General features: G+C 68.9%; 8 protein-coding genes. 5 read left to right on the top strand and 3 right to left on the bottom strand.

The features are described from left to right. Nucleotides 1-447: 447 nt before the first annotated feature. The 3 genes from ACQP2E_RS28380 (at nucleotide 448) to ACQP2E_RS28370 (ending at nucleotide 6027) form a co-directional block, all read left to right on the top strand. Nucleotides 448-2439 carry an ABC transporter ATP-binding protein gene (locus ACQP2E_RS28380; RefSeq protein ID WP_433826008.1) on the top strand — a complete coding sequence of 664 codons (1992 nt, stop codon included), beginning with the start codon at nucleotides 448-450 and terminating at the stop codon, nucleotides 2437-2439. Nucleotides 2440-4377: 1938 nt separating this feature from the next. Further along, entirely contained in the window at nucleotides 4378-5040 is a 663-nt protein-coding gene (locus ACQP2E_RS28375; protein WP_433826007.1) for an aminoglycoside phosphotransferase family protein, read from the top strand. A 177-nt stretch (nucleotides 5041-5217) separates the two neighbouring features. Continuing rightward, nucleotides 5218-6027 (top strand): PIG-L deacetylase family protein, encoded by an 810-nt coding sequence (locus ACQP2E_RS28370; protein WP_433826006.1) that lies wholly within the window; start codon nucleotides 5218-5220, stop codon nucleotides 6025-6027. Nucleotides 6028-6336: 309 nt separating this feature from the next. On the opposite strand, the gene ACQP2E_RS28365 is transcribed toward ACQP2E_RS28370, so the two are convergent. Both ACQP2E_RS28365 and ACQP2E_RS28360 read right to left on the bottom strand, forming a co-directional pair. Next, nucleotides 6337-8481, bottom strand: a complete 2145-nt coding sequence (locus ACQP2E_RS28365; RefSeq protein ID WP_433826005.1) for a 3-hydroxyacyl-CoA dehydrogenase NAD-binding domain-containing protein — start codon at nucleotides 8479-8481, stop codon at nucleotides 6337-6339. 15 nt (nucleotides 8482-8496) lie between these two features. Then, the gene (locus tag ACQP2E_RS28360) at nucleotides 8497-9711 is read right to left on the bottom strand and encodes an acetyl-CoA C-acetyltransferase (protein WP_433826004.1); all 1215 of its coding nucleotides are present in this window, start codon (nucleotides 9709-9711) and stop codon (nucleotides 8497-8499) included. Nucleotides 9712-9824: 113 nt separating this feature from the next. Here ACQP2E_RS28360 and ACQP2E_RS28355 point away from each other — a divergent pair, with 113 nt between their 5' ends. Both ACQP2E_RS28355 and ACQP2E_RS28350 read left to right on the top strand, forming a co-directional pair. Continuing rightward, complete coding sequence (locus ACQP2E_RS28355) at nucleotides 9825-11006, top strand: TetR/AcrR family transcriptional regulator (protein ID WP_433826003.1); 1182 nt, start codon at nucleotides 9825-9827, stop codon at nucleotides 11004-11006. A gap of 100 nt (nucleotides 11007-11106) precedes the next feature. Next, nucleotides 11107-12912, top strand: coding sequence for an AMP-dependent synthetase/ligase (locus ACQP2E_RS28350; RefSeq protein WP_433826002.1), 1806 nt, complete (start codon nucleotides 11107-11109; stop codon nucleotides 12910-12912). Nucleotides 12913-13051: 139 nt separating this feature from the next. Here ACQP2E_RS28350 and ACQP2E_RS28345 read toward each other — a convergent pair whose 3' ends face one another. Further along, nucleotides 13052-13999: a helix-turn-helix domain-containing protein gene (locus ACQP2E_RS28345; protein WP_433826001.1), complete on the bottom strand. Its 948-nt coding sequence runs from the start codon at nucleotides 13997-13999 to the stop codon at nucleotides 13052-13054. Nucleotides 14000-14046: the final 47 nt, after the last annotated feature.

The raw sequence follows: 14046 nt of genomic DNA, 5'->3' as shown, positions 1-14046 counted from the left end.
CCCCTGACCGCCGGCGCGCCACCCGCCGTCCGCGCGCGGGCTCGTGCTGGCTCGTGCTGCCCGTCCCCGCCTGCTGCTCGCCTGCTGCTCGCGCCCGTTGCTTGCCGTCCGCTCGCGCCCGTTGCTGGCCCTCCGCTCGCGCCGCCCGCTGCTTGCGCCCGCTGCTTGCGCCCGTTGCTCGCCGTCCGCTCGCGCCCGTTGCTGGCCCTCTGCTCGCGCCGCCCGCTTCGCGGATCTTGGCAAGTCTTGGTGGGACGAAGGCGCGGCTCGCCAAGGGCGCGGTAATCGGGGCCGCCCTCGGGCGGGGGAATTCCTTGGCGATCCCGGGCTGTCGAGAGTGATCGGCTGGTTGCTGGCCGTCACGGTGCGTGCCTAGCGTTCAGGTAGGTCTTCGTCTTTTCGCCCTTCTGCTGGACTTTGCTGGGATATTTCCCGAGGAGCTGCCCAATGCCGGATTCCGCCGACAGGGCCCGCTGGCGGGATCTGCGACAACTCACCCGGGGATATCGCCGGTGGATCGCCCTGGCCGCCGGGCTCAGCTTGCTCGGATCCGCGCTCGCCCTGGCTCAGCCACTGCTCGCCGGCCGGGCGATCGACGCGGCCGCCGGCGGGGACGTCCCCTGGCCGGTGATCGCCGCTCTGACCGGGCTGTTCACCGCACAGGCAGCCGCTCTGGCCTTGGCCCGCTGGGTGCAGGCGTACACCGGCGAGACCATGACCCGCGATCTCCGCCGTACCGTCACCAGCCACGTGTTGCGCGTCCGCCTGTCCGTTCTTGATCGGATTCGCACCGGCGACGTGATCGCCCGGGCCTGCGGCGACACCACGATCGTCAAAACCCTCGTGGCGCAGAGCCTCGGCACCGGCGTAGCCGGCGTGATCGGCCTGCTCGCCACCGTCATCCTGCTCGGCGTACTGGACCGATGGCTGCTCGGGATCGTCGCGCTGCTCTTCAGCGTCGCCGTCGGCAGCCTCCTGGCGGTGGTCAGCCGGCTGCGGGTCGCATCGCGAGCCGCGCAGAACGCCGAAGGCACCCTCTCTGCCGACCTGGAACGAGCCTTGGGCGGCGTGCGAACAGTACGCGCCAACCGCGCCGAACCCGTCGAATCAGCCCGTATCGACCGGGCCGCCGGCCGTGCCTACTTCTCCAATCTGCGGATGGCCGGCCTGGTCGCGTTGAGCGGCCCGACAAACGACCTGGCCGTGAGCGGATCCTTCCTGGCGGTGCTGCTGGTCGGCTCCACCCGGGTAGCCGCCGGCGAGACCAGCCTGGGACGACTGGTCGCGTTCACCCTCGCGATGACCTATCTGGCTGCCCCCATCTACGAGATCTTCCAAGCGGTGAGCGCAGTCCAGCAGGGCTCCGGCGCACTGCACCGGATCAACGAGGTCCTGGCCCTGCCGACCGAACGCGATCAACCGGTAGCGGTGGTCCCGGTGCAGCGCCGCCCTTCCCCGGTGCTGGAGTTCCGAGACGTCTGGTTCGGTTACGACCCGGCCAGGCCGGTGCTGAAAGGCATCAGCTTCACCGTCCCGGAACGAGGCCACGTGGCCTTGGTAGGCCCGTCCGGAGCAGGCAAGTCAACAATCTTCGCGCTGGCCGAGCGCTTCTACGAGCCGGATCGGGGGGTGATTCTGGTGCACGGGCGAGACGTGCGGTTCACTCCGTACGCAAGGCATCGCACCGCCGTGGGCCTGGTAGAACAGGACTGCCCGTTGCTGGCCGGAACGTTACGAGAGAACCTCCTGTACGGCACGGTTTCCCCGGCCAGGGCCTCGTTGCAGGCGCAGGCCCCGACGGCAGAGCCGGCAACGTCGGGGCTGGCAGCGTCTGGGCCGGCAGCGTCTGGGGCAGTGACGGCGGGGCTGGCAACGCCTGGGCCGGTGACGGCTGGGCCGACCAATGCATCCAGGCCGGCCACCGCTTCCGGGTCGGACTTCGCGTCTGACCTGGCTTCTGCCTCCGGATCGACCTCTGCGTTCGGGCTGGCCTCCACGCCTGGGCCGCGCTCGCCGGTGTCCGATGAGGAGCTGGCGAAGGTATTGGAGATGACCGGCTTGACTGCCGTCGTGGCAGCCCTGCCACGAGGCCTGGACACCCCCGTGGGCGACCGAGGCCGGCAGCTGTCCGGAGGCCAGCGCCAACGGGTGGCGATCGCCCGATGCCTGCTGGCCCGCCCACGCCTGATCCTCCTCGACGAACCGACAGCCCACCTCGACCCCGACAGCGAACAAGCCCTGGCCGTGACCCTCCAAGAAGTAGCAGCGGTATGCGCCCTGGTAGTGATCGCCCACCGCTTCTCCACGGTCCGAGCAGCAGACCGAGTCCTGGTGATCGACGGAGGCCTGGTCCAGGCGGAGGGAACCCACAACGAGCTGCTACAGGCCAACCCGTACTACCACCGCCTCGCCACCAAGGACCACCCGATCTGGTCCTAACTCGCCGCAGCAGAGCCAAGTAAAACCACATCAGGCGCTGCCCATTCCGCCCCGCCCCGCGCTCCGTCCCCACCCCGCGTTCCGCCCCGCTCCGCCCCGTTCCGCCTCGTTCCGCCCCGATCCGCCCCTGCGCTCTGCTCTGCCCCTGCGCTCTGCTCTGCACCTGCGCTCTGCTCTGCACCTGCGCTCTGCTCTGCACCTGCGCTCCGCTCTGCACCTGCGCTCCGCTCTGCACCTGCGCTCCGCTCTGCACCTGCGCTCCGCTCTGCCCCGGCCCGCTCTCGCGCTCCGAGCCTCGGTGTCCCGCGCTCTGTGTTCCCGCGCCGCGCGTTCGCCCGGATCGGCCCGACCCGGACTGCCTGGCCGCGGGCTGTTTGTGGCGAGCGCGGCGGTGGACGGCGCGGCGGTGGACGGGCTGGTCGTGGAAGTGTGACTGGAGCGCCGGCCTCTAGTCCCGGCACTGCGCGGGGATCGCCGGTGTCTGCGGTGCCGACTCCGGGCGGCAAACGTACAGATATGCGCCCTGACGGGGTGCGGCCGGCGTTCCATCTGTCCACCGCCGGCAAAGGGCTCTTGGGCGTAAGGCGACGCAGCGCGTTCTCTCTGATGGGCCCGCTCTCCAGGCTCGGGAAGGCTGTCACCTCCTTGATGACCGGCCGGTCTCGCGCCAGTTGTGCGGGCGGCGTCTTGTGAGCGGCAGGACACCCAGCTGGACAAGAGGCTGGCGGTAGATCGTCTCCTGGCGCGGTCCCGCTCGTGGGCGCGTTGGTCGAGGTTGCTCCGCTGCCAACTCCCGGGATGTCGCTCGGCCTGGACACAGCCCTCGAATGCGTCGTCCGCCTCGCTGCCTGCCGCACGTTCTGGTGTGACGTCGAGTCCCCTCGCGTTGCCTGGAGCGGCGTCGATGCCCGCCGCGGGGCCGAAGTCCGCCGCGGGGCCGGCGCTTGCTGCGGGTCTGGCGCTTGCTGCGGGCCGGTGCCTGCAGTGCCTGCAGTGCCTGCAGTGCCTGCAGTGCCTGCAGTGCCTGCAGTGCCTGCGGTGGTGCGGTCATCGAGGGCCTTACTGACTGTGGAGCCGTCCCCTGTCGAGCAACTCGGCGCTGGATCGCTCTCGGCCGTGCCCGCCCCGGAGGCCTGGGCTTCTGATGGGTGAGCAGCGCGGGCGGCATCGAGGCGACGCAGGCGTTCGGCATGGCGCTGCGTCAAGCCCCACGCTCGATGGCGCTCGTGCTGCCGGCGGAACTCGTCCTTTGCGGGCGAATAGTTCCGCGCCGCCGTCCGGTCACGCATCGCTGCCAATTCGGCTCTGCTGAATAACCCCCGCTGTCCCCTCATGCGTCAATTTTTCCAGGCCCGGATTCGATCAGATAAGTGTTTTGCAACGCCGATTCGAGCGAACCATTCACCATCTGGAGGACGGGCGAAAGCCACAATACCTGCAGTTCAGAATGTCAATGAAGATCGAAATGAGGCCGTCTCAGCTGCGAACATCGGCGCTCTTCGTTCAATTATCAGACTTCGGACCTATATTGCGTCTCAGACTCAGGTCTGAGGCGCAATTCTTCAATTCAGTCCCAGGTCTGTTGAGTGTTGTGACGCGGCGCGACATGCTGAGTGCCAGGCGTTGGACGGGCTCCGGCTTCGGTGGATGGGTCTCTCGGCATCCCGGAGGTGATCAGCGGAACACTGGCTCGCTTCCGGCGGGCTTGACCTGGACAAACGCTCTCGTGACCACCTTGAGATCACCTGGATGGTGCCTGATGGACTGCTGAGGAGGGGCTGCGCGACACCTGGGCACTGCGGGAAACCTAGGCGCGGGTTACCGTAGTTGATCATGAGTGCGGAGCATGCGTTACCTGGCGGCCGGACGGGGGGTGCGGTTCGCGTCGGGGATACCGTGCGCCGGCCGGCCGGATCGTGGACCCCGGCGGTTCATTCCTTGCTTCAGCACCTCGAGGATGCCGGGTTCGACGGGGCGCCCGCGCCTCGTGGCATTGACGACGACAGGCGGGAGATCCTCACCCTGCTTCCCGGCGAGACGGTCGGTGAAGGCCGGCCCTATCCGGAGTGGGCACACAGCGACGAGACGTTGTGGCAGGTCGCGCAGTGGTTGCGGGAGTATCACGCGGTTGTCGCCGGCTTCGTTCCGCCTGCCGGGGCGCAGTGGCGCAAGGGTGGCACCTGGGAGCCGGGGCTGATCATCGGGCACAACGACGCAGCGCCGTGCAACGCGGTCTGGTCGGGGGAGCGGATCACCGGGTTCTTCGGGTGGGACTTCGCCGGCCCGGTCACCGCCGAGGCGGATCTTGCGTTCACCGTGTTCGCGTGGGTCCCGCTCAGCGCGCGAGCGGTGGCGACACCGGAGGGGTTCATCGCCTTCGGCGATCGGCAGCGCAGGCTCCGGCTCATGCTTGACGCTTACGGGTGGCGAGGCGAGAGCACCGAGATGGTACGCGAGACGCGGGACCGGATCAGCGCGTCCATTCACGACATCCGGCGGCTCGCGGCAGCGGGCGATCCGGGGTGCCAGCAGCTCGTCGAAGCGGGTTACGACATGGAGCTGGCCGCCGCGGTGAAGGAACTGGCCACCTTCCCTCGCTGACCACCAGCCGGCCACCTTCCCTAGCTGACCACCTTCCCTCGCTGACCACCAGCCGGCCACCTTCCCTAGCTGACCACCGGCCGGCCACCTTCCCTCGCTGACCGCCAGCTGGCGGCGGCGATTCCAGGGCAGGGCGCTGGCAAGGGGTCAGCAAGGACCGGAGCGCACCGTGGTCTCATGAACCAGCAGACACTTCGTCAGACATCGATCGGCGCTCTCGGCACCATCCTCGGGATCTGGGCTCACCCGGATGACGAGGCGTACCTGTCCGGTGGGCTCATGGCTCTGGCCCGCGAAGCCGGGTCCCGGGTTGTCTGTGTGACCGCTACCCGTGGGGAACTCGGCACCGCCGAGCCCGATCGTTGGCCGCCGGGCCCGCTGGCGGCCCGGCGAGCCGCGGAGTTGCGGGACTGCCTCGGCATTCTCGGTGTGACCGAGCATCACTGGCTCGGGTACCGCGACGGGCGGTGTGACCGGGTTCCGCCGAGCGGGGCGATCGCGCGGCTCGGTGAGCTGATCGACGAGGTACGCCCGGACACGGTGGTGACGTTCGGCCCGGACGGCAACACCGGGCACCCCGACCATCGGGCTGTGGGTCGCTGGGCGGCAGCCGCCGTCTCCTGGGCCGCTCCGGCTGGTACGCGGCTGCTGCAAACGGCTGTCACCAACGACTGGGCGCATCGATGGCGGCCGACAAATCAGCGGTTCGGCGTCTTCATGCCGGGATTTCCGGTGACTCGCGCCGAGTCGTCCCTCGCTCTGCACCTGGTTCTCGACCCGGTGACGCTGGACCGGAAGGTGCGAGCACTCACCGCCCAGGCAACCCAGACCGCTGGCCTGATCGGGGCGATGGGAGCCGACGACTACGCGGCATGGGTCGCCGACGAGGCCTTCGTCGAAGCGTGGCCCGAACCGGACCCGGCAACCTGCGACCGCTGCTGGTGGAACCACGAGTCAGCATCCTGGCACTGCGCCACCCGCCGCTGACCGAATCAAGCCACCCACCGCCGACCAATCAAGCCACCCACCGCCGACCAATCAAGCCACCCACCGCCAACCGGACCAGCCGCGTCGAAACAGCAGCCGGGCCAGCCGGGAAGAGCCAGCCGAGAAGACCCGGGTGCGTAGGTCAGACCGGCCGGGGTTGACCTGAAAAAGGCTTGAGCCCGCACGCTCAAACGCATGCCTGACTCGGGGATTCGGAAATCGGGACAGGGGTCATCGGCACTGCCACAGAACTGACGGAGACAACTTCCGGGCCGGTCGAAGGCGTACCCAAGACCGGCCCGGAGTGAATCAGAACGTCTCGCCCGCAGCTGCTTTCGCGAGGAGAAGCGGCGGCGGGGTGAAGCGCGCCCCATAACGCGCCGCAAGTTCCTCGGCGCGCGTGATGAAACCGGGAAGGCCACCGGCGTACTGGTTGATGTACTGCAGGACGCCGCCGGTCCAGCCCGGATATCCGATGCCGAAGATGGAGCCGATGTTGGCTTCGGCGACCGACAGAAGGACGCCTTCGTCGAGGCACTTGACCGTTTCGATCGCCTCGATGAAGAGCATCCGCTCCTTCATGTCCTCGAACGGAATGTCGCGTCCGGCCGGGGTGGCGAAAGCGGAGAGGCCCGGCCAGAGACCGGCTCGCTTGCCGTCGGCATAGGAGTAGAAACCGGCGCCACCGGACCGGCCCGGACGCTCGAACTCGTCGATCATCCGGTCGATGACGGCGTCGGCGGGGTGCGCGACATAGGAAACGCCTGCGGCTGATGCCGCGGCGGCATATTCGCGACGGATCTTGCGCGGCAGGGTCAGCGTCAGCTCGTCCATCAGCTGCAGGACCGGCGCCGGATATCCGGCCTGGCTGCTGGCCTGCTCGATGCTGGACGGCGGGGCGCCCTCGGCGAGCAGGGCAAGGCCCTCGTTGGTGAACGTGCCGATGACGCGGCTGGTGAAGAAGCCACGGCTGTCGTTGACCACGATCGGGGTCTTGCGGAACATCTTCACCACGGCCAGCGCGCGGCGGACGGCGAGATCGCCGGTCTGCGAGCCCTTGATGATCTCGACGAGCGGCATCTTGTCGACAGGCGAGAAGAAGTGCAGGCCGATGAAGTCCTCCTGCCGGCGGACGCCCTCGGCGAGCAGGGTGATCGGCAGCGTCGAGGTGTTGGAGCAGAGCAGCGCGTCCGGCGCCACGATGTCCTCGATCTCGGCGAAGACCTTGTGCTTGAGCGCCGGGTCTTCGAAGACCGCCTCGATCACCACATCGGCGCCGGCCAGGTCGGCCACGTCGGCGGTCGCGGTGATCCGGTCGAGAAGAGCCTGCCCCTTCTCCTGAGTGAGGCGGCCGCGGCCGATGTCCTTGGCGACAAGCTTCTCCGAATAGCCCTTGCCGCGCTGCGCACCCTCCAGAACAACGTCGCGCAGCACGACGTCCACGCCGGATTTAGCGGCGACATATGCGATCGCCGCGCCCATCATCCCGGCACCCAGCACCGCGATCTTCTTGATCGGCGGGACGTCGCCCACCGACCGGCCGTTCACCTCGTTCAGGTCGAAGAAGAACGCCTTGATCATGTTCTTGGCGACCGGGCCGGTGACCAGCTCGACGAAGTACCGCGTCTCGATGACGAACGCGGTGTCCACATCGACCTGGGCGCCCTCGACAGCGGCGGACAGGATGTTGCGCGGGGCAGGGTAGGGCGCGCCCTTGAGCTGCTTGCGCAGGTTCGCCGGGAAGGCCGGCAGCTGCGCGGCGAGCGCGGGCGTGGACGGCGTGCCGCCCGGGATCTTGTAGCCCTTCACATCCCACGGCTGAACAGCGGCCGGGTTCGCCAGGATCCAGGCACGCGCGGAGGCGAGCAGCTCCTCAGGAGTGTCCACCAGCTCGTCGATCAGACCCAGTTCCTTGGCGGCCGCCGCGCGGTGCCGGGTGCCCTGGAGCAGCACCTTCGTCAGCGCGACGAACAGACCGAGGAGCCTTACGGTACGCACGACCCCACCACCGGCCGGCAACAGACCGAGGGTGACCTCGGGCAGGCCGACCTCCAGACGCGGGTTGTTCAGCGCGATCCGGCGGTGGGTGGCGAGCGCCAGTTCGAGGCCGCCGCCGAGCGCGGAGCCGTTGAGCGCGGCGACGACCGGCTTGCCGAGCGTCTCCAGCCGGCGCAGCTGGGCCTTGACCCGGGTGCCGAGCTCGAAGACGTCGGCGCCGCGGTCGGCCGGCACCGAACCGAGCTGGTCCAGGTCGCCGCCGGCGAACCAGGAGTTCTTCGCCGAGGTGATGATCACGCCGGTGATCGATTCCTTCTCGGCTTCCAGCCGATCAACAATCGAAGCCATGCTGCGGACGTACGCGTCGTTCATGGTGTTGGCGCCGCGAGCCGGATCGTCGAGGGTGAGCACGACGATGCCGTCATCACCGCGGTCCCAGCGGATGGTCTCAGTCATGATGAAGAAAGCCCCTCAGAGTCGCTCGACGATGGTGGCGATGCCCATGCCGCCGCCGATGCAGAGGGTGGCCAGGCCGTACCGGCCGCCTCGCCGCTCCAGCTCGTCGACGAGGGTGCCGAGGATCATGGCGCCGGTGGCGCCCAGCGGGTGACCCATGGCGATCGCGCCGCCGTTGACGTTCACGATCTCGGGGTCGAGTTTGAGATCCTCGATGAAGTGCAGGACCACGGCCGCGAACGCCTCGTTGATCTCGACGAGATCGAGGTCGTCGACGGTGAGGCCGGCCTTGTCGAGAGCCTTGCGGGCGGCCGGGGCCGGACCGGTCAGCATGATCGTCGGGTCGGCGCCGCTGAGCGCGGCGGCGACGATGCGGGCGCGGGGCGTGACACCGGCGCGCACCCCGGCGGACTCCGAGCCGACCATCACGAGGGCGGCGCCGTCGACGATGCCCGACGAGTTGCCGGCCGAGTGGACGTGGTTGATCTTCTCGACCCAGTGGTATTTCTGCAGCGCCACCGCGTCGAAGCCGCCCTGGTCGCCGATCACGGCGAACGACGCCGGCAGCTTGCCGAGGCTCTCGACCGTCGAATCGGCGCGGATGTGCTCGTCGTGGTCGAGAATCAGCAGGCCGTTGCGGTCGTGGACCGGCACCACCGACTTGGCGAAGTACCCGTTCTGCCAGGCCTTCGCGGCTTTCTGCTGCGAGCCCACCGCGTACGCGTCGACGGCCTCACGGTGGTAGCCGTCGAGTGTCGCGATCAGGTCGGCGCTGATGCCCTGCGGGATGAAGTCGGTGTTCAGGCTGGTCTCCGGGTCGAGCGCCCAGGCGCCGCCGTCGGAGCCCATCGGCACCCGTGACATGGACTCGACGCCGCCGGCGAGGACCAGGTCCTCCCAGCCGGAGCGGATCTTCTGTGCGGCGATGTTCACCGCTTCGAGCCCCGAACCACAGAAGCGGTTGAGCTGGACGCCGGCCGTCGTGAACGGCAGGCCGGCCGCGATCGCCGCCGTCTTGGCGATGTCGGAACCCTGGTCGCCGAGTGGTGAAACGACGCCGAGCACGACGTCGTCGATCTCGGCCGGGTCCACGTCGGGGAAGCGCCGGCGCAGTTCGTCGATGAGACCGACGACCAGCGAGATGGGCTTCACCCCGTGCAGCGAACCGGTCTTCTTGCCGCGCCCGCGCGGTGTGCGCACGGCGTCGTAGATGAAGGCCTCGGTAGTCATCGCCTGCTCCCTCGGATGCGAATTGCGGCTAACTTTTGCCGATGTTTCCGCTTGATGTCAAGGCTACGAGACTGAACCTGCCGCGAACTGGAAATCACGGCTAGGCTGATTGCGTGCAGATCGCGGCGGTACCCGGGGAGCCTGCGCCCGAGGTGCGCAAACGCCCCAAGGATCGTAAGGCGCAGCTCGCGCTGGCCGCCGCCGAGATGTTCTGCGACCGCGGTTACCACGGTGTCAGCCTCGACGAGATCGCCACCGCTGTCGGCATCAGCGGGCCGGCGATCTACCGCCACTTCCCGAACAAGTACGCCTTGCTCGTCTTCGCCACCCGCCAGCTCACCGACAACGTCCTGGCCGCGACCGAGCTGACCGATCTCGACGACCTGCTCGCAACAATGTCGAGGCTGGCCGTGCAAGGGAGGCGGGTGGCCGGCCTCTATCAGTGGGAGTGGCGTTACCTCGATGCCGAGCACCGCGACGAGTTCCGGGGCGATCTCGAGATTCTGGTGCGCCGTTTGGGCGTACCGTTGCTTGATCTTCGTCCGTCGATGACCAAAGACGATGCGGAAGCGCTGGTCCGGGCCGTGCTCAGTGTGTTCGGGAGTCTCGGCACGCATCGCGCGGTGATCGCGAAAGGGCGCGGTGAGGCCGCGCTGCACCGGATGGCGTGGGCGGTGCTGCGTGAGGAGCCGCCGACGCCGGCTCCGGTCCCTGCGGGGGAAATCGAGGAGCAGGCTCTGCGGGTGGGCGCGCGCCGCGAGATCCTCCTGGCCGAGGCGATCAAGCTCTTCCATCGGTACGGGTACCACGCTGTCGGTGTCGAGGAGATCGGCCGGGCCGCGGGGATCAACGCGTCGAGCGTCTACCGATACTTCCCCGGCAAGTCGGACCTGCTGGCCGCGGCGTTCTATCGCGCCTCCGAGCGGGTCGCCGAGGCCACGGCGGTGGCGCTGACCGGTGCGGAGAACGACGAGGACGCGCTGCGCCGGATGGCTCAGTCCTATGTCGACCTCACGTTCGAGCGCAGCGCCCTGGTCTCGGTCTACCTCGCGGAGAACAACAATCTGCCGGACGCCGACCGGCACGAGCTGCGCAAGGTGCAGCGGTTGCACGTGGAGGAGTGGGTACGCCTTCTCGTTCGCTTACGGCCCGAGCTGCCCGTCGCCGAGGCGCGGGTCGTGGTGCACGCCGCGCTGAACGTGGTGACCGATCTGAGCCGATGGGTGCGGTTCGACCGGCGGACCGGGATGGACAAGCACCTCGTGCGGCTGGCAATCGCGATTCTCCAAGCGTGAAACCGTTCTAAAAGCCTGAAGTTAACCGGAATTCGCCAACTGGTGATGGCTTTACCTGCGTCCTCTTCACAACAAGTTAATCGAGTTTTACAGTGCCGCCATGGATTCCTCCCTAGTCCAGCACTGTGCCGACACCGCCCGCGGCCTGACTATTCCTGCTCTGCTGCACCGCAACGCCACCGAGTTCGCCGACCTGCCGGCGCTCAGCCTCCTCGGCTCCGGCCGCACCCGCACCTGGCGGGAGCTGCGCGACGAGATCGCGGTGCTCTCCCGGGGCCTCGCCGACCTGGGCCTGAGATCTGGCGACCGTCTGCTGATCACCGTGTCCAGCCGGCCCGAGCACTGGCTGGTCGACCTGGCCGCCGTGCACCTCGGCGCGGTTCCGTCCACTGTCTACTCCACGCTGTCGCCGGACCAGCTGGGATACCTGGCCCGGCACAGCGGCGCCGAGATCCTCGTGGTCGAGGGCGCCGCGGAACTCGCCCGCTGGGCGCCGCACCTGCCCGCGTTCCGGCACGTCGTGGTCGTCGACGGGGAGGGCGGCATCGCGCTGCGCGACGTCATCAGCAACGGAGAGGCCCTCCACCAGGCCGATCCGGGCGCCTTCGAGAAGGCGTGGCGCGAGGTCCGCCCCGACCAGGGCGTCACCCTGCTCTACACCTCCGGCACCACCGGCGACCCGAAAGGTGTGGTGCTCACCCACAGCAACGTGATCTACCAGTCGGTGGTCCTGGAGGCGGTGGTGCCGGACGTGCCGAACCACGCCGCCTCGCTGGCCTATCTGCCACTGGCGCACATCGCCGAGCGCGTGCTCGGCGTTTACAACCCGATCTACCGGACCGGGCACGTCACCATCTGCCCCGATCCCACGCAGCTGCTCGCCGGCCTGGTCGCGATCCGGCCGGTCTCGTTCTTCGGGGTGCCGCGCATCTGGGAAAAGATGGTGGCCGGCGTGCAGGCACAGCTGGCCGCCGCCGAGCCGCAGGTGAAAGCAGCCGTCGACATGGCACGCGAGGTCGCACTCGATGTCTACAAGCTGCGTGGCGCCGAGCAGGAGATCCCGCCGGGGCTGGCCGCCACGCACGCGGCCCTCGACGCGAAGGTGCTCAAGCCGCTGCGCGCCAGACTCGGCCTGGACAACATGCTCTGGGCCGGCAGCGGAGCCGCGCCGATCCCGGTCGAGGTGCTGCTCTACCTGGCCAGCCTCGGCGTCGACGTCCTCGAGGTCTGGGGGATGACCGAGACCACCGGCACCGCCACGATCAACACCCCGGACCACTTCCGTACCGGGACGGTCGGCCGGATCAACGCCGGCATGGAACTCAAGCTCGCCGAGGACGGCGAGATCCTGGTCCGCGGCCCGCTCGTCGCCGCCGGGTACCTGCGCGCCGACGGCGGCATCGACCCGATCACCGACGCCGACGGCTGGCTCGCCACCGGTGACGTCGGCACCCTCGATGCCGAGGGCTACCTCACGATCACCGACCGCAAGAAGGAGTTGATCATAAACTCCAGCGGGAAGAACATCTCGCCGGCCCAGATCGAGAACCTGCTGCGCGCCCACCCGCTGATCGCCCAGGCTGTCGCGATCGGTGACCGCCGCCCCTACGTCACCGCGCTGATCGTCCTCGACGAGGAATCGGTGCCGATCTGGGCGAGAGCCCGCGGCCTGCCCGGCGGCTCCCTTGCCGATTTCGCCGCCGACCCGGCCGTGCTCGCCGAGATCACCGCGGCGGTCGAGGCCGCCAACACGAAACTGGCCCGCCCCGAACAGATCAAGACGTTCCGCATCCTCCCGGCCGGCTGGACCCCGGAAACCGGCGAGCTGACCCCGACGCTGAAGTTGCGCCGCCGCATCATCACCGACCGCTACGACGGTGAGATCAGCCAGATGTATGCCTCGTGACCAGGCCGTCCAGCAGCGCGTAAAGGCGCTCCGCAGCGGCCGGGTCGGTGGTCACGCTCACCGGCTGGCCCTTGCGGAGCGCCGTCAGCTTCGCTGCCGTCAGCTCATCGGTGGCTCGCTCCAGACGCGCAGGCGCGCTTCACCGATGCAGGGCGCGCCAGTCACGAGGGGTGAGGCCGTACCGCGTACGAAAGGCCTTGCTGAAGTGGGCGGCGTCGCGCAACCCCCACCGGCGGGCGATCGAAGCGACAGTCGCCGCGCGCAGCGCGGGGTCGGCGAGATCGCGCCGCGTGCCTTCCAGACGCCGGTGCCGGACCCAGTCGCCGAACCGCACGCCCTCGCCCTGCAGGACGCGGTGCAGGTAGCGCACGGAGATGTGCTGACGGGCCGCCACCGCCACCGGTGACAGATCAGGATCGGACAGATGCTGGCGGATGTCGGCGAGGATCCGGGTCGCCAGGGTGTTGCCGAGCGGCGCCCGGCTCAGCCGGTCGTCACCGAGCTGCACGGTGACCGCGGCGCGGATCAGCTCGATGGTCGGCGTCGCGAGGACGGCGGCCGAGTCCAGCAGGTCCGGTTCGTCGGCGAGCCGGGTCAGATAGTCCGAGGTCAGCGCCGCGACCCGGTTGGCGCGGCCGAACCGGACCGCGCTCGCCTCCCGCAGCCGCGCCTCCGGCAGGGCCAGCGCGGCCCGCGGGATCCGGAAGAACGTCGCGTCGATGCCGCCGGCGAAGAGCAGCGAGTACGGCGAGGCGGTGTCGTAGATCGCGAAGTCGCCGGGCTGCAGCACCGCTTCCCGGCCATGCTGCACGACGATGCTGCTCCCGGAGCGTTGCAGGCCGAGGAAGACGGCCGGCTCGGTGTCCTCGCGGGCCAGGCGCGGCGTACGCCGTACCGTCGTGGGGGTGGCCCTGGTGTGGCAGACGCCGAGGTCGCCGCACTGACCGAGACCGAGCGACACCGACATGTCAGTTTCGGACACGTGGTGTTCGATCTCGACGCGGACGACGCTGTCCCAGACGAGGGAGCGCACGGCTTCCTCTCGGTCCCGCGGAGCCAGCGCGGTGGTGGTCAACGTCGGGTGCACGCCTGTTACGGTCGCATGGACGCTGGCTTTATGACAGTGACCGTTCG

Origin of the sequence: Actinoplanes sp. CA-015351, assembly GCF_050955685.1 — a bacterium.
Taxonomy (GTDB): domain Bacteria; phylum Actinomycetota; class Actinomycetes; order Mycobacteriales; family Micromonosporaceae; genus Actinoplanes.
This window is presented reverse-complemented; position numbering and strand designations above follow the sequence as displayed.

What these genes read in the sequence shown, in the direction of transcription:
- ACQP2E_RS28380 (WP_433826008.1), top strand. Translation starts at nt 448, where the DNA reads ATGCCGGATTCCGCCGACAGGGCCCGCTGGCGGGATCTGCGACAACTC.
- ACQP2E_RS28370 (WP_433826006.1), top strand. Translation starts at nt 5,218, where the DNA reads ATGAACCAGCAGACACTTCGTCAGACATCGATCGGCGCTCTCGGCACC.
- ACQP2E_RS28365 (WP_433826005.1), bottom strand. Translation starts at nt 8,481, where the DNA reads ATGACTGAGACCATCCGCTGGGACCGCGGTGATGACGGCATCGTCGTG.
- ACQP2E_RS28360 (WP_433826004.1), bottom strand. Translation starts at nt 9,711, where the DNA reads ATGACTACCGAGGCCTTCATCTACGACGCCGTGCGCACACCGCGCGGG.
- ACQP2E_RS28350 (WP_433826002.1), top strand. Translation starts at nt 11,107, where the DNA reads ATGGATTCCTCCCTAGTCCAGCACTGTGCCGACACCGCCCGCGGCCTG.